The 23394-nt window shown below is 56.0% G+C and carries 23 protein-coding genes; 13 read left to right on the top strand and 10 right to left on the bottom strand.

Annotated features, from left to right (window positions below; all coding sequences use genetic code 11):
- The first annotated feature begins 212 nt into the window (after positions 1-212).
- The 7 genes from aroK (at position 213) to trpS (ending at position 6639) form a co-directional block, all read left to right on the top strand.
- The gene (gene aroK, locus F0319_RS13110; RefSeq protein ID WP_003861630.1) at positions 213-734 is read left to right on the top strand and encodes a shikimate kinase AroK; all 522 of its coding nucleotides are present in this window, start codon (positions 213-215) and stop codon (positions 732-734) included.
- A 57-nt stretch (positions 735-791) separates the two neighbouring features.
- A complete protein-coding gene (aroB, locus tag F0319_RS13105; RefSeq protein WP_111963772.1) occupies positions 792-1880 on the top strand; it encodes a 3-dehydroquinate synthase in 1089 nt (362 codons plus the stop codon).
- Between the two features lie 92 nt (positions 1881-1972).
- Positions 1973-3289 carry a cell division protein DamX gene (gene damX, locus F0319_RS13100; RefSeq protein WP_149367143.1) on the top strand — a complete coding sequence of 439 codons (1317 nt, stop codon included), beginning with the start codon at positions 1973-1975 and terminating at the stop codon, positions 3287-3289.
- Between the two features lie 67 nt (positions 3290-3356).
- On the top strand, positions 3357-4169 hold the full coding sequence (gene dam / locus F0319_RS13095) for an adenine-specific DNA-methyltransferase (RefSeq protein WP_111963774.1): 813 nt from the start codon (positions 3357-3359) through the stop codon (positions 4167-4169).
- A gap of 41 nt (positions 4170-4210) precedes the next feature.
- Complete coding sequence (gene rpe, locus F0319_RS13090) at positions 4211-4888, top strand: ribulose-phosphate 3-epimerase (protein WP_024907923.1); 678 nt, start codon at positions 4211-4213, stop codon at positions 4886-4888.
- The gene (gene gph, locus F0319_RS13085; RefSeq protein ID WP_111963775.1) at positions 4881-5642 is read left to right on the top strand and encodes a phosphoglycolate phosphatase; all 762 of its coding nucleotides are present in this window, start codon (positions 4881-4883) and stop codon (positions 5640-5642) included. Before rpe ends, gph begins: the two co-directional genes overlap by 8 nt.
- On the top strand, positions 5635-6639 hold the full coding sequence (gene trpS / locus F0319_RS13080) for a tryptophan--tRNA ligase (protein WP_111963776.1): 1005 nt from the start codon (positions 5635-5637) through the stop codon (positions 6637-6639). Before gph ends, trpS begins: the two co-directional genes overlap by 8 nt.
- Positions 6640-6782: 143 nt before the next feature.
- Here trpS and F0319_RS13075 read toward each other — a convergent pair whose 3' ends face one another.
- From F0319_RS13075 to nirB, 4 genes are all read right to left on the bottom strand, one after another.
- Positions 6783-6953, bottom strand: a complete 171-nt coding sequence (locus F0319_RS13075; RefSeq protein ID WP_008503029.1) for a YhfL family protein — start codon at positions 6951-6953, stop codon at positions 6783-6785.
- A 143-nt stretch (positions 6954-7096) separates the two neighbouring features.
- Positions 7097-8470: a siroheme synthase CysG gene (gene cysG, locus F0319_RS13070; protein ID WP_149367142.1), complete on the bottom strand. Its 1374-nt coding sequence runs from the start codon at positions 8468-8470 to the stop codon at positions 7097-7099.
- A gap of 134 nt (positions 8471-8604) precedes the next feature.
- Positions 8605-8931: a nitrite reductase small subunit NirD gene (gene nirD, locus F0319_RS13065; protein WP_008503027.1), complete on the bottom strand. Its 327-nt coding sequence runs from the start codon at positions 8929-8931 to the stop codon at positions 8605-8607.
- On the bottom strand, positions 8928-11471 hold the full coding sequence (nirB, locus tag F0319_RS13060) for a nitrite reductase large subunit NirB (protein WP_149367141.1): 2544 nt from the start codon (positions 11469-11471) through the stop codon (positions 8928-8930). The genes nirD and nirB overlap by 4 nt, the downstream gene beginning before the upstream one ends.
- A 240-nt stretch (positions 11472-11711) precedes the next feature.
- Between nirB and F0319_RS13055 the strand changes: the two genes are divergently transcribed.
- Entirely contained in the window at positions 11712-13013 is a 1302-nt protein-coding gene (locus F0319_RS13055) for a cytosine deaminase (protein WP_149367140.1), read from the top strand.
- Between the two features lie 18 nt (positions 13014-13031).
- On the opposite strand, the gene tsgA is transcribed toward F0319_RS13055, so the two are convergent.
- Positions 13032-14216: an MFS transporter TsgA gene (tsgA, locus tag F0319_RS13050; protein ID WP_115876870.1), complete on the bottom strand. Its 1185-nt coding sequence runs from the start codon at positions 14214-14216 to the stop codon at positions 13032-13034.
- Positions 14217-14494: 278 nt separating this feature from the next.
- On the opposite strand from tsgA, the gene ppiA reads away from it, so the two are divergent.
- The 4 genes from ppiA (at position 14495) to argD (ending at position 17659) form a co-directional block, all read left to right on the top strand.
- Positions 14495-15067 carry a peptidylprolyl isomerase A gene (gene ppiA / locus F0319_RS13045; RefSeq protein ID WP_014885514.1) on the top strand — a complete coding sequence of 191 codons (573 nt, stop codon included), beginning with the start codon at positions 14495-14497 and terminating at the stop codon, positions 15065-15067.
- A 106-nt stretch (positions 15068-15173) separates the two neighbouring features.
- Positions 15174-15758: a putative adenosine monophosphate-protein transferase Fic gene (locus tag F0319_RS13040; protein WP_149367139.1), complete on the top strand. Its 585-nt coding sequence runs from the start codon at positions 15174-15176 to the stop codon at positions 15756-15758.
- Positions 15759-15788: 30 nt separating this feature from the next.
- On the top strand, positions 15789-16352 hold the full coding sequence (pabA, locus tag F0319_RS13035; protein WP_111963783.1) for an aminodeoxychorismate synthase component 2: 564 nt from the start codon (positions 15789-15791) through the stop codon (positions 16350-16352).
- Between the two features lie 86 nt (positions 16353-16438).
- Positions 16439-17659 carry a bifunctional acetylornithine/succinyldiaminopimelate transaminase gene (argD, locus tag F0319_RS13030; RefSeq protein ID WP_188035105.1) on the top strand — a complete coding sequence of 407 codons (1221 nt, stop codon included), beginning with the start codon at positions 16439-16441 and terminating at the stop codon, positions 17657-17659.
- Here argD and F0319_RS13025 read toward each other — a convergent pair.
- A complete protein-coding gene (locus F0319_RS13025; protein WP_149367192.1) occupies positions 17656-19743 on the bottom strand; it encodes a YccS/YhfK family putative transporter in 2088 nt (695 codons plus the stop codon). The genes argD and F0319_RS13025 overlap by 4 nt on opposite strands.
- Before the next feature lie 57 nt (positions 19744-19800).
- Positions 19801-20433: a cAMP-activated global transcriptional regulator CRP gene (gene crp / locus F0319_RS13020; protein WP_000242758.1), complete on the bottom strand. Its 633-nt coding sequence runs from the start codon at positions 20431-20433 to the stop codon at positions 19801-19803.
- 311 nt (positions 20434-20744) lie between these two features.
- Between crp and F0319_RS13015 the strand changes: the two genes are divergently transcribed.
- Positions 20745-21149, top strand: coding sequence for an OsmC family protein (locus F0319_RS13015; RefSeq protein ID WP_149367137.1), 405 nt, complete (start codon positions 20745-20747; stop codon positions 21147-21149).
- Positions 21150-21215: 66 nt separating this feature from the next.
- On the opposite strand, the gene F0319_RS13010 is transcribed toward F0319_RS13015, so the two are convergent.
- Genes F0319_RS13010 through F0319_RS13000 form a run of 3 tightly spaced genes read right to left on the bottom strand, consistent with a single transcriptional unit; the run spans position 21216 to position 23353 of the window.
- Positions 21216-22085, bottom strand: a complete 870-nt coding sequence (locus tag F0319_RS13010) for a phosphoribulokinase (RefSeq protein WP_008503017.1) — start codon at positions 22083-22085, stop codon at positions 21216-21218.
- Positions 22086-22115: 30 nt separating this feature from the next.
- Positions 22116-22334: a YheU family protein gene (locus F0319_RS13005; RefSeq protein WP_008503016.1), complete on the bottom strand. Its 219-nt coding sequence runs from the start codon at positions 22332-22334 to the stop codon at positions 22116-22118.
- Positions 22331-23353 (bottom strand): hydrolase, encoded by a 1023-nt coding sequence (locus F0319_RS13000; RefSeq protein ID WP_111963786.1) that lies wholly within the window; start codon positions 23351-23353, stop codon positions 22331-22333. The genes F0319_RS13005 and F0319_RS13000 overlap by 4 nt, the downstream gene beginning before the upstream one ends.
- Between the last annotated feature and the right edge of the window lie 41 nt (positions 23354-23394).

Raw genomic sequence — 23394 nt, 5'->3', positions numbered from 1 at the left:
AAGGAGTACCGATTTGAGTTGGACTTACGTCTTATTACCTTATGCGCCCGACGCGGTGATTTAATCAGTTGCCAAACAAGCCGGAGTATTGAGATAATTTTTAGTCTGACTCTCGCTCTATTGCATATGAGGTTTCAGTTCATGTCCTGCTACGCTGGGTGTCTGCGAAGCGGGGATTACCATTAACGAATAGTCTTAGTAGTACCGATAAAATGGCAGAGAAACGCAATATCTTTCTGGTTGGGCCTATGGGTGCCGGCAAAAGCACTATTGGGCGTCAGTTAGCTCAACAACTCAATATGGAATTTTACGATTCTGATCAAGAGATTGAGAAACGAACCGGAGCTGATGTGGGCTGGGTTTTCGATGTAGAAGGCGAAGAAGGTTTCCGTGACCGAGAAGAAAAAGTGATCAACGAACTCACGGAAAAACAGGGCATCGTTCTGGCAACAGGCGGCGGTTCTGTGAAATCTCGCGAAACCCGTAACCGTCTCTCCGCCCGTGGCGTAGTGGTCTATCTTGAGACGACTATCGAGAAACAGCTGGCACGTACGCAGCGCGATAAAAAGCGCCCGCTGCTGCAGGTTGAAACGCCACCACGCGAAGTTCTGGAAGCATTGGCCGATGAACGCAATCCGCTGTATGAAGAGATTGCCGATGTGACCATTCGTACTGACGACCAGAGCGCTAAAGTGGTTGCAAACCAGATTATTCATATGCTGGAAAGCAACTGATTCTGGCTTTATATACACTCGCCTGCGGGTAAAAGCATTAAAGGTGGATGTCGCGTCATGGAGAGGATTACAGTTACTCTCGGGGAACGTAGTTACCCTATCACCATCGCGGCTGGTTTGTTTAACGACCCAGCTTCCTTTTTACCACTGAAAGCGGGTGATCAGGCGATGCTGGTCACCAATGAGACGCTGGCTCCGCTTTATCTCGACCGCGTACGCCATCTGCTTGAGCAGGCGGGCGTAAAAGTCGACAGTGTGATTCTCCCCGATGGCGAGCAGTATAAAAGCCTGACGGTACTGGATACCGTCTTTACCGCATTGCTGCAAAAACCGCACGGTCGCGATACAACACTGCTTGCCCTGGGCGGCGGTGTTGTGGGCGATCTGACCGGCTTTGCGGCCGCAAGCTATCAGCGCGGCGTCCGTTTTATTCAAATCCCAACCACGTTGCTGTCCCAGGTCGACTCCTCTGTGGGTGGCAAAACGGCAGTCAACCATCCGCTCGGCAAAAACATGATTGGTGCGTTCTACCAGCCTGCATCGGTGGTGGTGGATCTCGACTGTCTGAAAACCCTGCCGAAGCGCGAACTGGCTTCGGGTCTGGCGGAAGTGATCAAATACGGCATTATTCTGGATGGCGAGTTCTTTGTCTGGCTTGAAGAGAATATGGATGCGTTGCTGGGCCTGGATGAGGCTAAACTGGCATACTGCATTCGTCGTTGCTGTGAGCTGAAAGCAGAAGTTGTCGCAGCAGACGAGCGTGAAACGGGCTTACGTGCTTTACTGAATCTTGGGCATACGTTTGGTCACGCGATTGAAGCCGAAATGGGTTACGGCAACTGGCTGCACGGTGAAGCCGTCGCGGCCGGAATGGTCATGGCAGCCCGCACCTCTGAACGCCTCGGACAGTTCAAACCGGAAGAGACGGCACGTATCATTGCGCTGCTTGAACGTGCAGGTTTGCCGGTGACCGGGCCGCAGGAGATGTCGGCGCAAGCGTATTTACCCCACATGATGCGCGATAAAAAAGTATTGGCAGGTGAGATGCGTCTTGTACTCCCGCTTGCAATAGGGAAGAGTGAAGTGCGCGGCGGAGTGCCGCACGATGTCGTTCTTGGCGCTATCGCTGATTGTCAGCAGGCGTAACAACTAGAAAGGTCAGGCCACTGTCGCAGGTGGTCGTTTAGCTTCAGGTGAAATGCAAAGTCGTTGGCATAAGCCTTTGAGTGGGGTGTTAAATGGATGAATTCAAACCAGAAGACGAGCTGAAACCCGATCCCAGCGATCGTCGTACTGGTCGTTCTCGTCAATCTTCAGAACGTGATAACGAGCCGCAGATCAACTTTGACGATGTTGATCTGGATGCAGACGATCGTCGCCCTTCGCGCAGCCGCAACGCGCACGAAGAGCGAGCAGAAGAGGATTATGAGTCCGAAGAAGATTCAATGGACGAACAGCCTGTAGAGCGTCGCCCGCGTAAACGTAAAAAAGCCGCTGCGCCGAAACCGGCTTCCCGCCAGTACATCATGATGGGCCTTGGCGTTCTGGTGCTTGTGCTGCTGATTGTCGGCATTGGCTCCGCGCTTAAAGCGCCGTCAACGAACTCAACCGAGCAAACGGCTTCCGCTGAGAAGAGCATCAACCTGTCCGGTAACGATGCGACCAATCAGGCGAATGGCGCACAGCCAGCGCCGGGAGCGACTTCTGCAGAGCAGACCGCAGGCAACACCACAGCGCCGCAGGATGTTTCTCTGCCGCCCGTTTCTTCAACCCCTGCTCAGGGCCAGGCACCTGCTACGCCTGAAGGTCAGCAGCGCGTAGAAGTTCAGGGAGACCTGAACAATGCGCTGACGCAGCCGCAGAACCAGCAGCAGGTTGATAACGTCGTGGTTAACTCTACGCTGCCAACTGAACCTGCAACCGTTGCCCCGATTCGCGGTGGTAACGCCCAGCCACAAACGGCTGCGACGGAAACCAAACCGCGCCAGACGCAAACTGCGACACGTCCTGAACGTAAGCAGGCGGTGATTGAGCCTAAGCGTGAAACCAAACCTCAGTCAGTAGTCAAAGCGCCTGAAGTGAAAGCCGTACCGGCACAGCCGAAACATACTGAAACGGCGGCGGTGAGCGAGCCTGCGAAAGCGCCAGTCACGCAGACGGCGCCGAAAGCAACGGCGACCACAACAGCACCGGCTGCCACAGCTGCGCCTGCAGCAACGGCTCCAGCTGCCACGGCAACAGCCTCCAGCAGCACCGCAGGCAAAACTGCAGGTAACGTTGGTTCGCTAAAGTCTGCGCCATCCAGCAACTACACGCTGCAGCTGAGCAGTTCGTCTAACTATGACAACCTCAACAGCTGGGCGAAGAAATCAAATCTGAAAAACTATGTTGTTTATCAGACGACCCGTAACGGTCAGCCCTGGTATGTGCTGGTGAGCGGTGTTTATTCGTCCAAAGATGAAGCAAAACGTGCCGTTGCGGCACTGCCAGCGGATGTTCAGGCGAAAAACCCCTGGGCGAAGCCGATTCATCAGGTTCAGGCCGATCTGAAGTAATGTTTAAAGCGCAGGATGCTGTCGGAGCTTTCTCCACAGCCGGAGAAGGTGTAATCAGTTAGTCAGCATGAAAAAAAATCGCGCTTTTCTGAAATGGGCAGGGGGAAAATACCCCCTGCTCGATGATATTAAAAAACACCTGCCTGAAGGCGAGTGTCTAATCGAGCCTTTCGTGGGTGCAGGATCGGTGTTCCTCAACACCGATTTTTCTCGTTATATCCTGGCGGATATCAACAACGATCTTATCAGCCTCTATAACATCGTTAAGCTGCGCACTGAAGAGTATGTCGCAGAGGCGCGCAAACTGTTTACGCCAGAGAACAACACCCCTGACGTCTACTATCAGTTCCGCGCGGAGTTTAATCAGAGCCAGGATCCATTCCGTAGAGCGCTGCTATTCCTCTATCTCAACCGTCATGGTTACAACGGCCTGTGCCGGTATAATCTTCGTGGGGAATTTAACGTGCCGTTTGGTCGCTATAAGCGCCCGTATTTCCCGCAGGACGAGCTGTATCACTTTGCCGAAAAAGCGCAGAACGCTGAGTTTCATTGCCTCTCCTATGAAGAGTGTATGGAGCTGGCAGGCGTAAACTCGGTGGTTTACTGTGATCCGCCTTACGCACCATTGTCTGCAACGGCGAATTTCACCGCTTATCACACCAACAGCTTCAGCCCGGCCGAACAGGCTCGTCTGGCTGAGATGGCGGAAAAGCTGGTCAGCAAAAGAATTCCGGTGTTAATTTCAAATCACGACACGCCTGATACGCGCGAATGGTACAAAGCCGCGAAGCATTTTCAGGTTAAGGTGCGGCGTAGCATTAGCAGCAACGGCGGCACGCGTAAAAAGGTGGACGAACTTCTGGCTCTTTATCGCCCCTGAGCCGTTTTGCCCGCCGGTAAACACATTTCAAGGAGAAGCGGATGAAACAGTTTTTGATTGCTCCCTCAATTCTGTCGGCCGATTTTGCCCGCCTGGGTGAAGACACTGCCAAAGCTCTCGCGGCTGGTGCAGATGTTGTCCATTTCGACGTTATGGACAACCACTACGTCCCTAATCTGACCATTGGCCCAATGGTGCTCAAAGCATTACGTAACTACGGCATTACCGCCCCGATCGACGTTCATCTTATGGTGAAGCCTGTTGATCGCATCGTGCCTGACTTCGCCGCAGCGGGTGCCAGCATCATCACTTTCCATCCGGAAGCCTCTGAACACGTAGACCGCACGCTGCAGCTGATCAAAGAGAACGGTTGTAAAGCGGGCCTGGTGTTTAACCCGGCCACGCCGCTGAGCTATCTCGATTATGTCATGGATAAACTGGACGTGATCCTGCTGATGTCCGTTAACCCGGGCTTTGGCGGTCAGTCGTTTATCCCCCACACGCTGGATAAGCTGCGTGAAGTACGCCGTCGCATTGATGAGTCAGGTTACGATATTCGTCTGGAAGTGGACGGCGGTGTGAAAGTGAATAACATTGGTGAAATTGCGGCGGCAGGTGCGGATATGTTCGTTGCCGGTTCAGCCATTTTCGACCAACCGGATTACAAAAAAGTCATTGATGAAATGCGCCGCGAGCTGGCGAAGGTAAGTCATGGATAAATTGCAGGCAATTCGGGGTATCGCATTTGACCTCGACGGCACGCTGGTCGACAGCGCGCCGGGCTTAACGAGCGCCGTAGACCAGGCGCTGTACGCGCTTGAACTCCCCGTTGCGGGTGAAGAGCGTGTCGTCACGTGGATTGGCAACGGGGCCGATGTTCTGATGGAGCGCGCGTTGACGTGGGCGCGTCAGGAGCGTGCGTCACAGCGTTCCGCCCAGGGTAAACCGAGCGTCGATCACGCGGATATCCCGCAGGAAGAGCAGCTGCGTATTCTGCGCAAACTGTTCGATCGTTTCTATGAAGAGACGGTCGAAGAGGGCAGCTTCCTGTTCCCGGACGTTCAGGAAACGCTGAGCGCGCTGTCCGCGAAGGGCATTCCGCTGGGACTGGTGACCAACAAACCGACACCTTTTGTCGCACCTCTGCTGGAAGCGCTCGATATCGCGAAGTATTTCTCCGTGATTGTGGGCGGCGACGACGTGCAAAACAAAAAGCCCCATCCGGAACCGCTGCTGCTGGTGGCAGGAAAATTATCCTTAACGCCTGCGGAGCTGCTCTTTGTCGGCGATTCACGCAATGATATTCTGGCTGCCCGCGCGGCTGGATGTCCTTCCGTGGGGTTAACCTATGGCTACAACTACGGTGAAGCCATCACGCTGAGTGAGCCGGACGTTGTTTTCGACCACTTCAAAGATTTGTTGCCCGCTCTCGGGCTTTCGCACAGTGAAAATCAGGAATTGAACAATGACTAAGCCCATCGTTTTTAGTGGCGCACAGCCTTCAGGTGAATTGACCATTGGTAACTACATGGGTGCGCTACGTCAGTGGGTCAGCATGCAGGATGAGTACCATTGCATTTACTGCATCGTCGATCTCCATGCGATTACCGCGCGTCAGGATCCTGAGAAGCTGCGCAAAGCCACGCTGGACACCCTGGCGCTGTACCTGGCCTGCGGCATCGATCCTGAGAAGAGCACCATTTTCGTTCAGTCCCACGTGCCGGAGCACGCGCAGCTGGGCTGGGCGCTGAACTGCTACACCTATTTCGGCGAGCTGAGCCGCATGACCCAGTTCAAGGATAAATCTGCCCGCTACTCTGAAAACATCAACGCCGGTCTGTTTGACTATCCTGTGCTGATGGCGGCAGACATCCTGCTGTATCAAACCAACCAGGTGCCGGTGGGTGAAGACCAGAAGCAGCACCTGGAGCTGAGCCGTGACATCGCCCAGCGCTTTAACGCGATCTATGGCGATGTGTTTAAAGTGCCTGAGCCATTCATTCCGAAGTCCGGCGCGCGCGTGATGTCGTTGCTGGAGCCGACCAAGAAGATGTCCAAGTCTGACGATAACCGCAACAACGTTATCGGCCTGCTGGAAGATCCGAAATCCGTCGTCAAAAAGCTCAAGCGCGCGGTCACGGACTCCGACGAGCCGCCTGTAGTGCGCTACGACGTGCAGAACAAAGCGGGCGTCTCCAACCTGCTGGATATCCTCTCCGGCGTCACCGGCCAGAGCATCCCTGAGCTGGAAAAACACTTCGAAGGCAAGATGTACGGCCACCTGAAAGGCGAAGTGGCAGATGCCGTTTCCGGCATGCTTACTGAGCTGCAGGAGCGTTATCACCGCTACCGTAACGACGAAGCTTTCCTGCAGAAAGTGATGAAAGAGGGCGCGGAAAAAGCCAGCGCGCGCGCGTCCGAAACCCTGAAAGCGGTGTATGAAGCGATTGGGTTTGTTGCGAAGCCTTGAGTCTGCTTGCCGGGTGTCGCTAACGCTTACCCGGCCTACAGGATCGTGTAGGTCGGGTAAGGCAAAGCCGCCACCCGACAAAAAACACACTCTCCAAAACTAAAAAACCGGGACATCCCGGTTTTTTTACGCCTGTAAAACGCTTACTGCTGTGCCGCCGGACCGCAACCACCGATGATCTTCGAAATGGAGATCGCCGGGTGCAGCAGGTAATCGTAGCTGCAGTTATTTTTGGTGTTCTGTACATGACCGGTACAGGCAGTCAGAGTCGATAACAGGCCAACCAAAACGGCGGCCTTTGCCAGTTTGAACATACGCATTCCTTGTCTTAAAAACAAAAGTTAGATGTATATCAAGGGAATAAAGGGGAAAGTTCCACTTCGGGGCAGTATGTTATCGACAGCAGTAAGAGCGGAGTAGTCCGCATAGGGACTACTCCGGAAAGGAAGAATATGCGTTAGTGATTCGAGAACCAGTTCAGCTTATCGCGCAGCTCAACCACGCGGCCCACCACGATCAGCGCCGGGCTTTCGACCTGCTGCGCCAGCTCGCCTAGCTGCGTCAGCACGCCATCCACCACGCGCTGCGTAATGGCGGTGCCGTTTTCGACCAGCGCGACGGGCATATCCGCATTCATACCGTGCTCCAGCAGCTTCGCCTGAATCGTGGCTGCCTGGTTTAGCCCCATGTAGAACACCAGCGTCTGCTTTTCAGCGGCCAGGTTATGCCAGTCCAGCTCGCTGCCGGTTTTAAGATGCCCCGTCACCAGACGCACGCTTTGGGCGTAGTCGCGGTGGGTCAGCGGAATGCCAGAGTACGCTGAACAGCCGGATGCCGCCGTAATGCCCGGCACGACGGAGAAGGGAATACCCGCGTCACAGAGAGTTTCCAGCTCCTCGCCGCCGCGACCAAAGATAAACGGATCGCCACCCTTAAGGCGCACCACGCGTTTACCTTTCTGCGCCTCGCGCAGAAGGATCTGGTTAATCTCCTCCTGCGGCACGCAGTGGTAGCCCGCCCGTTTGCCCACGAAGACGCGGTCGGCATCGCGGCGCACCAGGTTCATGATGTCATCGGAGACCAGGCGATCGTAAACCACGGTATCGGCCTGCTGGATCTGCTGTAGCCCTTTTAGCGTCAGCAAGCCCGCATCGCCGGGGCCTGCGCCCACCAGCACCACTTCACCGCGGTGCTCCAACGGCTCGCTCAGCAGCTGTTCGGTGGTCTCTTCAACGGCTTTGGTGTCCTGATTCGCCAGCGACTGCGCCAGCCTGTCGTTCACAAAGAATTTTTCCCAGAAGCGACGACGCTCGCCCACGGTCAAAAAGGTTTGCTTCACGCGGGAGCGGAGCTGCCCGGCGTAATGCGCAATCTGACCAAGATGCTGCGGCAGCAGGGCTTCCAGCTTTTCCCGCAGCAGGCGGGCGAGAACCGGGGAGCGTCCGCCGGACGATACGGCTATCATCAGCGGCGAGCGGTCGATAATCGACGGCATGATGAAGCTGGCCTCTTTCGGCGCATCCACCACGTTGCAGAAAATTCTGCGCGCTTCGCAGGCATCGCTCACGCGCTGGTTCACTTCATCGTCATCCGTCGCTGCAATGGTCAGCCAGCAGGTATCCAGCAGGGACTCATCAAACTCTCCCTGTTCCAGAGTGAGCATCCCTTCCTGAGCCCAGACCTCAAACTGTGGGGCGAAGGCAATGGCGTTAACGGTCAGTCGGGCGCCAGCCTCTAACAGCAGGCGCGCTTTGCGTTCAGCCACATCGCCGCCGCCCACGAGCAGGCAGTCGCGGTTGCGTAATTGACAAAAAATCGGCAGGTGATCCACGACGTTACCTCACAGCATTCATGGCGGGGGAAGAATTGACGTCAGGATAACAGCAGGAATCGTACAGAACATACGGTTTTTCCTGCCGTTACCCATAAGGGGTCATAAGCCTTTCCTATTGAAAAGGCGAGGGGTTAAGCTTTCAGCTGCACCTCGCCGTCCTTCACGCGGACGTCGTAGTGTTTGACCGAGAAGCTTTCATCTTCCATGCAGAGTCCGTCGGTTAAGCGGAAACGCTGCTTTTTCAACGGGCTGGCGACCCACAGTTCACCCTGATGCTCGGCAATCAGTCCGCGGGAGAGCACGCTGGCCTCGAAGAACGGGTCGATGTTGCTGATAGCAAAGACCTGTTCATCGTGGCGAGGGCGAAAAATCGCCACCTGCTCGTTGCCCAGCAGCGCACAGACGCCGGTTGCGGGGAGAATGTCGTTAATATTGCAGATGTTTACCCACTGGCTCATGCGTTTTCCTCCACCAGCGTAACCGGAATGCGTTCATACGGTGTCGCCGGACGATGCTGTTCACGCTCCGGCACTACCTGCACGTTCGGGTCGCGCTGGGTGCTATTTATGAAGTGTTTGAAGCGCGTCTGCGCCGCCGGGGTGTTGACGGTTTCCGTCCATTCGCAGATCACCGCCTCGCGCAGGCGGGCCATCTCGGCTTCCAGATGCTCGTTCAGGCCCAGCTTGTCGTCGATAATGACTGATTTAAGGTAGTCGATGCCGCCTTCCAGGTTATCGAGCCAGGAAGCGGTACGGGTCAGCTTATCGGCGGTGCGGATATAGAACATCATGAATCGGTCAAGATACTGAATCAGCGTGTCGCGATCGAGATCCGCCGCCAGCAGGTCCGCATGGCGCGGTTTCATCCCGCCGTTGCCGCACACATACAGGTTCCAGCCTTTCTCGGTGGCAATAATACCCACGTCTTTACCCTGCGCTTCCGCACATTCGCGGGTGCAGCCGGAGACGCCGAACTTCATTTTGTGCGGGGTACGGATGCCTTTGTAGCGGTTTTCCAGCTCCACGCCGAAGCCCACGCTGTCGCCCACGCCGTAGCGGCACCAGGTGCTGCCCACGCAGGTTTTCGCCATGCGCAGCGCTTTGGCATACGCGTGACCGGTTTCGAAGCCCGCCTCAATCAGCTGACGCCAGATTTCCGGCAGGTCGTCCTTCTGCGCGCCAAACAGGCCGATACGCTGGGAACCGGTGATTTTGGTGTAGAGGTTAAATTCACGCGCGATACGGCCCACGGCGACCAGCCCTTCCGGCGTGATTTCGCCCCCGGCTGAGCGTGGAATAACGGAGTAGGTGCCGTCTTTCTGGATGTTCGCCAGGAAGTTGTCGTTGGTGTCCTGCAGCGGCGTATGCTCGGGCTTGAGCACGTACTCGTTCCAGCAGGAGGCCAGCAGGGAGCCGACGGTCGGTTTACACACTTCGCAGCCGTAGCCTTGGCCGTGCTTCGCCAGCAGTTCGTCGAAGGACTTAATGCCCTCCACGCGGATCAGGTGGTACAGCTCCTGGCGAGAATAAGCGAAGTGCTCGCACAGGTTGTTGTTCACTTCGATGCCCTGTTTCGCCAGTTCGGCGTTCAGCACCTGAGTGACCAGCGGAATACAGCCGCCGCAGCCGGTACCGGCTTTGGTTTCGGCTTTCAGGGCCGCAACGGTGTGGCAGCCTTTGTTGATGGCGGAGATCAGCATGCCTTTGGTGACGTCGAAGCAGGAGCAAATCTGCGCGCTGTCCGGCAGTTTATCCACGCCGATTGACGGCTTGCCGCTGGAGGCATGAGCCGGAAGGATCAGCGCGTCCGGGTTTTCCGGCAGTTCGATGGCGTTGAGCACCAGCTGGAGCAGATTGCCGAAGTCACTGGTGTCGCCCACCAGCACCGCGCCGAGCAGGGTTTTGTTGTCCTGACTGACGATGAGTCGTTTGTAGACCTCTTTGCTTTCGTCGAGATAGACATAGCTGCGGGAATTCGGGGTGCGGCCGTGCGCATCGCCAATACCGCCGACATCTACGCCCAGCAGCTTCAGCTTGGCGCTCATGTCTGCGCCGGTAAAGGCGTTTTCGCTGCCGAGGATATGGTCCACTGCGACCTGCGCCATTTTGTAGCCGGGCGCCACCAGACCGTATACGCGGTTGTTCCAGCTGGCGCATTCGCCAATCGCGTAGATATCCGGATCGGAGGTTTGGCAGGTGTCGTTAATCATGATCCCGCCGCGCTGCGCCACGGCAAGACCGCACTGGGTCGCCAGCTTGTCGCGCGGACGAATACCGGTGGAGAAGACGATGAAGTCCACTTCCAGCTCGCTGCCGTCGGCAAAGCGCATGGTTTTGCGCGCTTCAGTCCCTTCCTGAACGATCTCTTTGGTGTTCTTGCTGGTGTGAACCTTCACGCCCATGCTTTCGATTTTACGACGCAGCTGGTCACCGCCCATGTGGTCGAGCTGTTCTGCCATCAGCATCGGGGCAAATTCGATGACATGGGTTTCAACGCCGAGGTTTTTCAGCGCGCCTGCCGCTTCCAGACCCAGCAGGCCGCCCCCCACCACCGCGCCGCGTTTGCTTCGACGCGCGCAGGATTCGATGGCGTTAAGGTCTTCAATGGTACGGTAGACGAAGCAATCCTGAGTTTCCGAGCCTTTAATTGGCGGGATCCACGGATAGGAGCCCGTCGCCATGATCAGCTTGTCGTAAAAAACCGTACGTCCGGCGCTGGAGTGGATCACTTTTTCCTGACGGTTGATGGTGATAGCGCGTTCGCCCACCAGCACTTTTACGCCATGCTTCTCGTAGAAACCTTCACGCACCAGAGAGAGCTCTTCGGCGGTATGATGGGAGAAGTAGGAAGACAGGTGCACACGGTCGTACGCCTTGCGGGGTTCTTCACAGAACACGGTAATATCGAACTGCTCAGCATCGGCCTTATCGAGAAGATCCTCAATAAAGCGGTGGCCGACCATGCCGTTACCGATGATAGCGAGTCTGAGTTTGCTCATTATTGCCTCGATTTCTTTTCTATTATTGCCTACCTTAACGATTCAGCAGTGGCGCTTATTGATGCAAATCAAATACGTCTTAGCCTACTCCTTAGGTGGTATGCGACTGATTTGTCAGGATTTTTATAAGTGGCGGAAATCGCAGGCTTTTCGTGCTCGTTGAATTTGTGTACAAATCAGGAGATGGTTTTGCCAAAATCGATACGCCTGAAAATCAGCGGCGTTTTTTAGGGGAAGGGTATGTCTACAACACCGTTATGGCTTGTTCAGAATGTTCGTTTACCGGGTCGGGAAGGGCTGTGGCAGCTCGCCATTGAGAACGGGCGATTTGGTGACATCACCCCGATGGACGACACCCACGCCGAAAGTTATGAAGTATTGAATGCGCGCGGTGGGCTGGCTATCCCGCCGTTCATTGAGCCGCATATCCATCTTGATACGACCCAGACGGCGGGCGAGCCGAACTGGAACCAGTCCGGCACGCTGTTTGAGGGTATTGAGCGCTGGGCGGAGCGCAAGGCGTTGCTCAGCCATGACGACGTGAAAGCGCGCGCCTGGAAAACGCTGAAGTGGCAAATCGCTAACGGCATCCAGTTTGTCCGAACCCATGTGGATGTCTCCGACCCGACGCTTACCGCCCTGAAGGCGATGCTGGAGGTGAAGCAGGAGGTGGCCCCGTGGGTAACGCTGCAAATCGTTGCGTTTCCGCAGGAAGGGATTCTCTCTTACCCGAACGGCGCGGCGCTGCTGGAAGAGGCGTTAAAGCTGGGCGCCGACGTGGTGGGGGCGATCCCTCACTTCGAGTTCACCCGCGAGTATGGCGTGCAGTCGCTGCATATCGCTTTTGAACTGGCGAAGAAGTATGACCGTCCGCTGGATATCCACTGCGATGAAATCGACGACGAGCAGTCGCGGTTTGTCGAGACGGTGGCAGCGCTGGCGTATGAGGCCGGCATCGGCCCGCGCGTGACGGCGAGCCATACCACCGCCATGCACTCCTACAACGGCGCTTACACCTCGCGGCTCTTCCGTCTGCTGAAGATGTCGGGGATTAACTTCGTCGCTAACCCGCTGGTCAATATCCACCTGCAGGGGCGCTTTGATGACTATCCGAAGCGCCGCGGCATCACCCGCGTGAAAGAACTGCAGGAAGCAGGTATTAACGTCTGCTTTGGTCATGACGATGTCTTCGATCCGTGGTACCCGCTCGGCACCGGCAACATGCTGCAGGTGCTGCATATGGGGCTGCACGTCTGCCAGATGATGGGCTATCCGCAAATCGACAGCGGCCTGAACCTGATTACCCATAACAGCGCCCGCACCTTTGGCCTGAGCGATTACGGTATTGCTACGGGAAACCCGGCAAACCTGATTATTTTGCCTGCTGAGAGTGGGTTTGAAGCGGTGCGCTGTCAGGTGCCGGTGCGCTGGTCGATTCGTCAGGGGCGAATTATTGCCACCACGCAGCTGGCGCAGACCTGGATCCAGATGGATAACGGAGGAGAAGAGGTGAGCTTCGCCAGAAATAGCCCCTCTGCGTAATGCAAAGGGGCGCAGGGTTTAGTGCGATGCCGCTGCCGCGTTGTGCTGGCGGTGGCGGGTCACGAAGCCCAGAACGAAGCACATGATGAACACCACGGCGTACAGACCGTTCGCGGTGTGCAGCGCGGCCAGCGGGCCGCTGTGGGCAACGATCGGGCCCGTCACCACGAAGGTCAGCATGGTGCCGATGGTGCCGCAGGTCAGAACGAAGTTAACCAGCTTCGGCGAAGCCACTTTGGTCTGCAGGGAACCCAGGGTGATGATCGAGGTGTAAATCGCGCTGGAGAAAAAGCCCAAGGTCAGAATGAACCACGGCATATGTTCCGGGGAGCCGTTAATGAACAGATACATCAGCACGGTCGCCAGGCCCGCCAGCACGGTCAGAATGCGCTGCAGGTCGAAGAAGCGCAGGATGAAGCTAAACGCCCACATGCCGAACATGTAAGACATCCAGAAATCGCTCACCAGTTTACCCGCATCGTTCAGGCTCATACCCAGACCTTTGGCGTATTCCGGTACCCAGGAGATAAAGCCCAGCTGGCCCAGGATGTAGCACAGGGCGGCGATGGAGAGGAACAGCACGCCGATACCCCATTTCTCTTTCGCGACGGGTTCTGCAGTGGTTTGCGCTTTTTTGCCCAGCACCGGGAACTCGCAGCCGAAGGTCAGAATAAAGATCGCCACGTAGACCAGACCAATGCAGGCATAGACCCAGTACCACTCAATGCTGCGGGCCAGCAGAACGGCCGCGACCATTGGGAAAATCATCCCGGCCATGCTGAAGAAGGAGTCGGTAAACAGCAGACGCGCGCCGCGCTGGCGGCCTTCATACATATGGGTAATCAGGAACGTACCAATCGACATAGTGATCCCGCTGACCAGACCGAGAACGAACATGGCGGCTGAGAACAGGGCGATGCTGTGGCTTAGCATCAGACCCGCCACGGCGGCGACCATCAGTACAAAGCCAAAGCGTAACTGGGTTTTCAGCGGGACGATTTCCATCAGCCAGGCATTCAGGAAGATAGAGATCAGGATCCCCGCGTTGAGGAAGGTGAAGGTGTTACTCATGCTGGAAACGGGCAGATGGAAGTAGTCTGCGATATTCCCCATCACCATCCCGGTGACGATCACCAACGCGCCGGTCAGGGCGTAGGAGAAGAAGCTGATCCATGTGAGCTTGATGCGATTGCTGTTAGTCATGTCTGGCCTGTTCAGAAAAAGAAAAGCGCCCAGGGGGCGCTGAGAGCGGGCAGATTTTAGTCGTTAAAGTGATCTATTCCCATCTTTTAAGGGCAATGAATGTGTCATTGCAGGTTTTAGTGTGATCTAAATCACATTAATTGGCGGCATAACCAATCGTTTGCGTAGTAATAATTGTTTCAACTTCGTAAAATTAGGTAAAAGGCTGGTCTCCGTTCATACTGCTCTTTAGAATCAAGCCATTCGCTTTTTATACTGCGCTTTGTTAAGGAATTCTCATGCTCAAATCAACACTGGCGGCTGTCGCAGCTGTGTTTGCTCTTTCTGCCGTTTCCCCTGCTGCGCTGGCAGCAAAAGGGGACCCTCACGTTCTGCTGACCACCTCCGCCGGGAATATTGAGCTGGAACTGAATAGCCAGAAAGCCCCTGTTTCCGTGAAAAACTTCCTCGACTATGTGAACAGCGGTTTCTACAACAACACCACATTCCACCGCGTGATCCCAGGCTTCATGATTCAGGGTGGCGGTTTCAACGAGCAAATGCAGCAGAAACAGCCAAACCCGCCTATTAAAAACGAAGCGGACAACGGCCTGCTGAACAAGCGCGGCACCATCTCAATGGCGCGTACCGCGGACAAAGACAGCGCGACCAGCCAGTTCTTCCTCAACGTAGCGGATAACGCCTTCCTCGACCACGGTCAGCGCGACTTTGGCTATGCGGTCTTTGGTAAAATCGTGAAAGGGATGGACGTGGCTGACAAGATTTCTCAGGTGCCTACTCACGACGTCGGTCCGTATCAGAATGTCCCGTCAAAACCAGTGGTTATCCTCTCCGCCAAAGTTCTGCCGTAACTCTTCTGAGCGCGGGCTTCTCCGGCCCGCGTTATGTAGCCCTCCCTGCGAAAGCGCGTTTTGCTGCTTATACTTGTGGCAAACGGACTATTCAGGGAGGCGTTAAGTGAAAAAACTCACCGACAAGCAAAAATCCCGTCTCTGGGAACAGCAGCGTAACGTCAATTTACAGGCCAGTTGTCTCCTTGAAAAAGGTAATGGTCCCTCAGAACCCCATATTGAGACGCTGGAGCTTGGGCCTTCCGCGCCCGGGCTACCCCATCTGTGCCTTATTCATCGTCATCTGTACCGCAGTGAGATGAAGCGGGCAGGTGAGCTCCGTACCGAGGATATTTTTAAAGGTGACATTCCCTTCTGCCATTTTGAGTACATCGAAAAGATGGGGAACGAGCTGATGGCGGCGCTGGAAAGCGAAAAGTATCTTGTGGGTCTTGAGAAAGCTGCGTTTGTTGACAGAGTTAGCCACTACTACTGCGAAATCAACATGCTGCATCCGTTTATGCGTGGCAACGGTATTGCCCAACGCGTTTTCTTTGAGCAGCTGTCGCTCCACGCGGGCTACTCGCTGGACTGGCGTGATATCGACCCCGAGCAGTGGGTTGCGGCTAACCGAAGTGGCGCAACGGGAGATTTAACCGCGTTAAACGCAATCTTTGCCAAAGTAGTGAGCGAAGCGCGGGAATCTGAGTAGAATAGGGCGGCATTTTTTTCGGGAGCCGCCATGATTCTGCTGATTGATAACTACGATTCCTTCACCTGGAACCTTTACCAGTATTTTTGTGAACTGGGTGCAGAGGTGGTTGTCCGCCGTAACGACGAGATCGCTCTCGCCGATATCGAGACGCTGGCGCCGCAGAAAATAGTGATTTCACCCGGCCCCTGCACTCCGTCGGAATCGGGTATTTCGCTGGAGGTTATCCAGCACTATGCCGGCAAGCTGCCAATCCTGGGCGTCTGCCTGGGGCATCAGGCAATTGCCCAGGCGTTTGGTGCCACCATCGTGCGCGCCGTGAAAGTGATGCACGGTAAAACCTCTCCGGTCACCCACGCCGGCACCGGGGTGTTTACGGGGCTCAATAATCCGTTAACCGTGACGCGCTACCATTCCCTGGTCATTGACCCGTCGACGCTGCCCGACTGCTTTGAGGTGACCGCCTGGAGCGATACGCAGGAGATCATGGGGATTCGCCACCGCGAATGGGATCTCGAAGGCGTGCAGTTCCACCCGGAAAGTATCCTCAGCGAGCAGGGGCACGCGCTGCTGGCAAATTTCCTCCATCGCTGAATATCTGTTGCCTTGCTGTGATTTTTTATGCATATTTTGTGATTATATTTTCACAATCACTGTGACATAAAATGGATGGTCATGACATGGCAACTGAACAACCAGCAATTACCCGCGCGACATTTGATGAAGTGATCCTGCCGATTTATGCACCGGCTGAATTTATCCCGGTGAAGGGAAAAGGCAGCCGCGTCTGGGATCAGCAGGGTAAAGAGTATGTGGATTTCGCGGGTGGTATTGCGGTCACGGCGCTGGGTCATTGCCATCCCGCGCTGGTGGAGGCGCTGAAAACCCAGGGCGAAACCCTGTGGCACACCAGCAACGTGTTCACCAACGAACCGGCGCTGCGCCTGGGCCGCAAGATCATTGATGCGACCTTCGCGGAACGCGTGCTGTTTATGAACTCTGGCACTGAAGCCAACGAAACTGCCTTTAAGCTGGCGCGCTACTACGCGACAACGCGCCACAGCCCGTATAAAACCAAAATCATCGCCTTCCACAACGCCTTCCACGGACGCTCCTTCTTTACCGTCTCTGTTGGCGGCCAGCCGAAGTATTCCGACGGGTTTGGCCCAAAACCGGCCGATATCGTCCACGTGCCGTTTAACGATCTGCACGCGGTGAAAGCGGTGATGGACGACCACACCTGCGCAGTTGTTGTCGAGCCGATCCAGGGTGAAGGCGGCGTGACTGCGGCAACCCCGGAATTCCTGAAAGGGCTGCGCGCGCTGTGCGACGAGCATCAGGCGCTGCTGGTCTTTGATGAAGTGCAGTGCGGGATGGGGCGTACCGGCGATCTGTTCGCTTATATGCACTACGGCGTGACGCCGGATATTCTGACCAGTGCCAAAGCGCTTGGCGGTGGTTTCCCGGTGAGTGCGGTACTGACGACACAGGAGATCGCCTCTGCGTTCCACGTCGGTTCTCACGGCTCCACCTACGGCGGTAACCCGCTGGCCAGCGCCGTGGCGGGTGCCGCATTCGACATCATCAACACGCCAAAGGTGTTGAACGGCGTTAGCGCGAAGCGCGAGCTGTTTGTGAAGCACCTGAAAAAGATTGATGAGCAGTACGACGTGTTCAGCGAGATCCGCGGGATGGGGCTGCTGATTGGCGCCGAGCTGAAGCCGCGGTACAAGGGCCGCGCGCGCGACTTTCTGCACGCCGCCGCTCGCGAAGGGGTGATGGTGCTCAACGCCGGGCCGGACGTGATGCGCTTTGCGCCGTCGCTGGTGGTGGAGGATAAGGATATTGAAGACGGGTTAACCCGCTTTGCCGCGGCGGTTGCGAAGATCGTTAAAGGCTAATATTCGGTTCGTTTCAACCGGCGCGTTAACCAAATGCCGTGATGCGGACGCTGACGCCATGCCACCGACGAAATGGTGTGCATGGTGTTCAGATGCCCCAGCACGCGCTGCAAGTGCTGCTCCAGCGTGCTCATTGGCCCGTGGGTCAACGTCTCCGGCGCTTCCAGAATGTTTGAGTCTCCCGACTCGCCCGGCGCGTCATACTCCAGGCGCTGCTGGCACCTCTGCAACGCAATTTCACATGACTGCAGATAGCGCTGCGCCAGGTCCGGCGTCAGCATCGTGTGCTCGCGCGCCAGCGTGGTCATGGCGTTAATGTGCTCGACGATAAACTGGCTGTGCGTCACCCAGAGCTTCATATCGGCAAGATAGTGCGAGTTAAAGCCTGGCTCCTGCATCGCCTGGTTGAGCGAGTTGAAAAGGGCGTTGTGCGCCTGGTTGACCTTCATGCGCTGATACGCCAGCGGGGACGGCTGCGGGTCGTCGCTCAGGATCAGGCGAATGGCCTGCTGGTCGGCCTCCAGCGCGTCGTGGGCGTTCTGTCTCAGCAGCCCGCTCTGCCATTGCGGCCAGAGCCAGACCATGCCGCCAAAGGCAATCAGGCAGCCGATCAGAGTATCAATCAGCCTGGCGACAATAAACTGTTCGCCATTGAGCGTAAGCAGCTGCAGGGTATATACCGCCGTCACCGTAAAGCCCACCATCGCCCAGCCGTAGTTTTTGCGGATAATTAGATAGCTCACCAGCGTGATCGCCAGCATCCCTGCAAGGGTATAGCCTTCCGGCACGTGGAAGTGCAGCGTCACGCCCGCAATGATCAGTCCGGCCATGGTGCCGCCCGCCCGGTGCAGAATACGCACCCGCGTGGCACCGTAGCCGTTCTGGGTGACAAACAGCACGGTCATTAAGATCCAGTAGGGCTTCGGCAGATGCAGCGCCATGCCCATCAGGCTGGCGGTACTGAGCATCACGCTAATCCTTGCGGCGTTGCGCAGGGCGGAAGATTTAAAAGAAAGATAGCTTTTGAGCGCGGGCAATAACGGCAGCCGTTTTTGCTTATCCGCCATCAGGTCTCGTGGATAAAGCGGACGCTGGGTGCGCAACACCCGGGCGATGCGGCTGAAGTGCCAGGCGGCAAACTGTCCGACCGGGTTATCCGGATGCTGGCGGGCGATTTTCTCCAGCGCGCCGAGCTGTTTATCCATGTTAAAGCGCGTGGGGTAGCGGTGATAGAGAATATCATCGGCCAGCACCCGCAGGCGTGCGGAGACGGACTGCGCGTTCCAGCGGATCACCGCTTCGGCGTGGCTGCGCTCGACCAGCTTTTGCACCTCCTGCGGATGATGAAGGCTAACGGAGATATGTTCCTGCAGATCGAGCCCGACCTGGAAGGTGCGCAGCAGCCGTTTGTATTCGTGATTCTTGTTGGCGGTGAGCATGTGTAGCTGCTGATAGCACTGGCTTATGAGATCCACCACCTTCTGCTGGCGCGTCAGCAGCGGCGGTAAGGATTTTTCCGGATCGGTATGCTGAGTGAGCAGGGTGTATTTGGCCTCGCAGTAATCCGCAAGCTGTACATAGAGCAGGCTCAGGGATTCGCGCAGCGGCTGTTCCCGCCACAGCCAGAACCAAAACCAGTTAAACAGCCCGTACCACAGCGTCCCCAGGGCGTAGATCAGCAGCGGCTCCCACACCGGCATATTCCCGGCGAGACTCAGCGTGAAGATGGCCGCAATCAGCGACGCGGGAAGCAGGCGGGCGTGCAGCGAACTTATTTCTGCCGTGACGCCGAGGGTCATCGCCAGCACGGTCAGGATCAGCGGCAGCGGGATATCACGAGCCAGTAAAAGCTGTACGGCGAGGCTACAGCCCGCAAACAGGCAGCCGCCAACGATCAGGCGTTTGAAAAAGCGCTTATGCGGCGTGTCCAGACCGGCGATGTTGCAGCAGGCGGGCACGAGGGAAAACAGCAGGCCTTGTTGAAGATGTCCGAGGATCAGGCCTATGGCCACAGGAAGACACAACACCAGCGTTTGTCGCAGTGCGTAGTTAACTTCCGGGTGATAGATCAGCCTGCGCCACATGGGGAATAGAGACAAAAACGGCGTGACACCTTGCGATGGCACGCCGTTTAAGCGGAATTAACGCGTTCCGTAGACCACGATGGTTTTACCGTGGGCGGAGATCAGGTTTTGATCTTCCAGCATTTTCAGGATACGGCCTACTGTTTCACGGGAGCAACCGACGATCTGACCAATTTCCTGACGGGTAATTTTAATTTGCATGCCGTCCGGGTGGGTCATGGCGTCTGGCTGTTTCGCCAGGTTCAGCAGGGTCTGCGCGATACGACCGGTAACGTCCAGGAAGGCGAGGTTACCCACTTTCTCTGAGGTGACCTGCAGACGGCGCGCCATCTGGGAAGAAAGACGCATCAGGATGTCAGGGTTAACCTGAATCAGCTGACGGAACTTCTTGTAAGAAATTTCAGCCACTTCACATGCTGTCTTTGCTCGAACCCAGGCGCTACGTTCCTGGCCCTCTTCAAACAGGCCCAGTTCACCGATGAAATCGCCCTGGTTCAGATAAGAAAGGATCATCTCTTTCCCTTCTTCATCTTTGATCAGCACTGCCACCGAGCCTTTAACGATGTAATACAACGTTTCCGCTTTTTCACCCTGGTGAATCAGCGTGCTCTTAGATGGGTACTTATGAATGTGGCAATGAGACAAGAACCATTCGAGAGTCGGGTCTGTTTGCGGTTTGCCAAGCACCATGCGCTGTTATCCTCTGTTATAAGCTGTCACCAGAGTCATCAGATGCATCCGGACTCTGGGGTTGCAATCGAATTCTTACCCATACCCTGGGAAGTCGGCTACCGTAACGTTTCGCAGCCAGTAAAGTTTGATGTCCTCTGCATACATGTGTAACGTCAATGTATTACTGTAGCATCCAGAGTGTTTTAGCATAGCTTTCGCCGCGTGTCTCCTGGTGTCTCGCTTCAGCATGATGCAGGTCGCCTTCCATTGCGAGAAATGTAACGCACGCGTAATCTGTCACCAAAAATGCAACGTTGGAGTTTAAGAATATGCAAGCGCGCGTGAAATGGGTTGAAGGTTTAACGTTCCTGGGCGAGTCCGCGTCAGGGCACCAGATTTTAATGGACGGTAACTCCGGCGATAAAGCGCCAAGCCCAATGGAAATGGTGCTGATGGCGGCAGGCGGATGCAGCGCCATTGACGTGGTGTCGATTCTGCAAAAAGGTCGTCATGACGTGACGGATTGTGAGGTTAAACTCACCTCAGAACGTCGTGAAGAGGCGCCACGTCTGTTCACCCATATTAACCTGCACTTTGTGGTCACGGGTAAAGAACTGAAAGACGCGGCGGTCTCGCGTGCGGTGGATCTGTCTGCGGAGAAGTACTGCTCTGTAGCGTTAATGCTGGAGAAAGCGTTAAAAATCACGCATTCGTATGAAGTGATCGAGGCGTGATCCATGGGGCATCGTGCGTGTTGATGCCCTCACCCTAACCCTCTCCCACAGGGAGAGGGAACATGCTCATGCGATCTGTTTCCCTTCCATCAACCGCTCCACCAGCGGCGTCATGATGAGCTCCATCGCCAGCCCCATTTTTCCGCCCGGTACGACCAATGTATTCATGTGAGAAATAAACGAGCCCTGCAGCATCGCCAGCAGCCAGGGGTAATCAATACCTTCAAGATTGCGGAAATGAATAACCACAAAGCTCTCATCCAGGGATGGGATACTTTTGGCGGCAAACGGGTTGGAGGTATCCACAGTCGGCACGCGCTGGAAGTTGATATGGGTGCGGGAGAACTGCGGCGTCAGGAAGTTGATGTAATCTTCCATGGAGCGTACCACCGAGTCCATTACCGCCTCTCGCGAATGGCCACGCTCGCTCATGTCGCGCGTCAGCTTCTGGATCCATTCCAGGTTAACGATAGGGACCACACCGACCAGCAGGTCCACGTGGCGCGCCACGTCGTGTTGCGGGGTGACCACGCCGCCGTGCAATCCTTCGTAAAACAGGACGTCAGTGGGTTCCGGCAGCGGTTGCCATGGGGTAAAGGTTCCCGGCACCTGATTCCAGGGAACGGCTTCATCATAGGTATGCAGATACTTGCGGGACTGCCCTTTGCCGCTCTGACCATACTCGATAAAGGTTTGTTCCAGCAGGCCGAAGTCGTTAGCCTCCGGGCCGAAGTAGCTAATGTGTTTACCCAGATCGCGCGCCTTACGGATGGCCATGTCCATCTCCGGACGCGTGTAGCGGTGAAAGCTGTCGCCCTCGACCTCCGCCGCACGGAGATTTAGCTGGGCGAAAATCTTGCGAAATGCGAGGCTTGTGGTGGTGGTTCCCGCACCACTCGATCCCGTAACGGCTATAACCGGATGTCTGGCAGACATAGCAACTCCCTGACTGAAAAGGGTGGAAGATCAGCCGTGAAACGCGTTGCGGGGCATGATATTGACCGTCTCATGCAGTTCTGACCACACCAGCACCACGTCGCCGCTTTTCAGCTGGCGCTTTACATCGTTGACCTTTTGCTCAAGCGAGCGTTCCTGTTCACCATAATCGGTGCCTTCGCGTAATACAAAGCTTTCAATCAGATTATCGAGCGTTTCGGGAGCCAGATCCTGCCAGGGAATAATCATTTTGCACCGTCCAGATAAGGGGTTAGCCAGTCAGGAATACGCGCCTCAAGCCACATTTTCGGGCGGCGCAGCGTGCCGCCGATAAACCCGACGTGGCCGCCGTGCTCGGTCAACTGATAGTGAACGTTGTCGGGCAGGAATTCCTGCGCGGGGATCGAGTGATGATCCATAAACGGGTCATCTTTGGCATGAATAATCAGCGTTGGCTGCGTGATCTTGCTGAGCAGCGGCATGGCGCTGCACTGACGATAATAGTCAATCGCATCGGCGAAGCCGTGAATTTTCGCGGTGATCAGGTCGTCGAACTCGCGAATGCGGCGCACCTTTTTCAGCTGCCGCAGGCTGACCGGCAGCGTATCCGGGTAGGCCTTCAGTTTACGTGCCGCGTTGGCCTTCAGGAGGTTGAGCAGGTAGCGCTGGTAGACGCGGGAGAAGCCTTTATCCATATGGTAGCTGCACTGCTCGAGCATAAATGGCGCGGAGACAATGACGGCGGCCTCCAGCGGCACGCTTTCGCCCTCTTTGGCCAGCAGACAGGCCAGCATATTGCCGCCCAGCGAGTAGCCCACGGCGGCCGTTGGCACGGTGCCATAATTTTCCCGCAGCCAGTGTAAAAACCACGTCCCGTCTTCTGTCTCACCCGAGTGATAAATGCGTTTCTGACGATTCGGTTCGCCGCTACAGCCGCGAAAATGCATCACCACGCCGAGCCAGCCGCGCGCTTTTGCCGCTTCAATTAGCCCATGGGCATACGGGCTGTGCAGGCTGCCTTCCAGACCGTGAAAGACCACCAGACGCGGCTTATGGCGAGCCTGTTCCGGCGCTTCGCTCCAGGCGAGATCCAGAAAATCACCGTCTGGCAGGTCAAGCCGTTGCCAGTGCGGGGTGAACTGAACCTTGCGGCGGATCAGTCGTGGCAGCATGGTCTGCAAATGGGGATTGGCCACGCCGCGCATAGGCACGAACTCAGTGCTGTCTTCGGCCGCAATGTCGAAGTCTGATGGAATGATTTGGGTCATAAGCGCGATGCTGATTCTTGTCGGAAATTTACGATACTTTC

It is taken from the genome of Enterobacter vonholyi, assembly GCF_008364555.1.
In the GTDB taxonomy this organism is placed as follows: Bacteria; Pseudomonadota; Gammaproteobacteria; order Enterobacterales; family Enterobacteriaceae; genus Enterobacter; species Enterobacter vonholyi.
This window is presented reverse-complemented; position numbering and strand designations above follow the sequence as displayed.

Bases quoted from the DNA above. Each gene is read 5' to 3' on its own strand.
- F0319_RS13055 (WP_149367140.1), top strand. From the start codon at position 11,712: ATGTCTACAACACCGTTATGGCTTGTTCAGAATGTTCGTTTACCGGGT.
- nirD (WP_008503027.1), bottom strand. From the start codon at position 8,931: ATGAGCCAGTGGGTAAACATCTGCAATATTAACGACATTCTCCCCGCA.
- gph (WP_111963775.1), top strand. From the start codon at position 4,881: ATGGATAAATTGCAGGCAATTCGGGGTATCGCATTTGACCTCGACGGC.
- tsgA (WP_115876870.1), bottom strand. From the start codon at position 14,216: ATGACTAACAGCAATCGCATCAAGCTCACATGGATCAGCTTCTTCTCC.
- F0319_RS13005 (WP_008503016.1), bottom strand. From the start codon at position 22,334: ATGATTATTCCCTGGCAGGATCTGGCTCCCGAAACGCTCGATAATCTG.
- aroK (WP_003861630.1), top strand. From the start codon at position 213: ATGGCAGAGAAACGCAATATCTTTCTGGTTGGGCCTATGGGTGCCGGC.
- trpS (WP_111963776.1), top strand. From the start codon at position 5,635: ATGACTAAGCCCATCGTTTTTAGTGGCGCACAGCCTTCAGGTGAATTG.
- damX (WP_149367143.1), top strand. From the start codon at position 1,973: ATGGATGAATTCAAACCAGAAGACGAGCTGAAACCCGATCCCAGCGAT.
- aroB (WP_111963772.1), top strand. From the start codon at position 792: ATGGAGAGGATTACAGTTACTCTCGGGGAACGTAGTTACCCTATCACC.
- pabA (WP_111963783.1), top strand. From the start codon at position 15,789: ATGATTCTGCTGATTGATAACTACGATTCCTTCACCTGGAACCTTTAC.
- rpe (WP_024907923.1), top strand. From the start codon at position 4,211: ATGAAACAGTTTTTGATTGCTCCCTCAATTCTGTCGGCCGATTTTGCC.
- F0319_RS13075 (WP_008503029.1), bottom strand. From the start codon at position 6,953: ATGTTCAAACTGGCAAAGGCCGCCGTTTTGGTTGGCCTGTTATCGACT.
- ppiA (WP_014885514.1), top strand. From the start codon at position 14,495: ATGCTCAAATCAACACTGGCGGCTGTCGCAGCTGTGTTTGCTCTTTCT.
- F0319_RS13010 (WP_008503017.1), bottom strand. From the start codon at position 22,085: ATGTCTGCCAGACATCCGGTTATAGCCGTTACGGGATCGAGTGGTGCG.
- crp (WP_000242758.1), bottom strand. From the start codon at position 20,433: ATGGTGCTTGGCAAACCGCAAACAGACCCGACTCTCGAATGGTTCTTG.
- dam (WP_111963774.1), top strand. From the start codon at position 3,357: ATGAAAAAAAATCGCGCTTTTCTGAAATGGGCAGGGGGAAAATACCCC.
- F0319_RS13000 (WP_111963786.1), bottom strand. From the start codon at position 23,353: ATGACCCAAATCATTCCATCAGACTTCGACATTGCGGCCGAAGACAGC.
- argD (WP_188035105.1), top strand. From the start codon at position 16,439: ATGGCAACTGAACAACCAGCAATTACCCGCGCGACATTTGATGAAGTG.
- F0319_RS13015 (WP_149367137.1), top strand. From the start codon at position 20,745: ATGCAAGCGCGCGTGAAATGGGTTGAAGGTTTAACGTTCCTGGGCGAG.
- nirB (WP_149367141.1), bottom strand. From the start codon at position 11,471: ATGAGCAAACTCAGACTCGCTATCATCGGTAACGGCATGGTCGGCCAC.
- F0319_RS13025 (WP_149367192.1), bottom strand. From the start codon at position 19,743: ATGTGGCGCAGGCTGATCTATCACCCGGAAGTTAACTACGCACTGCGA.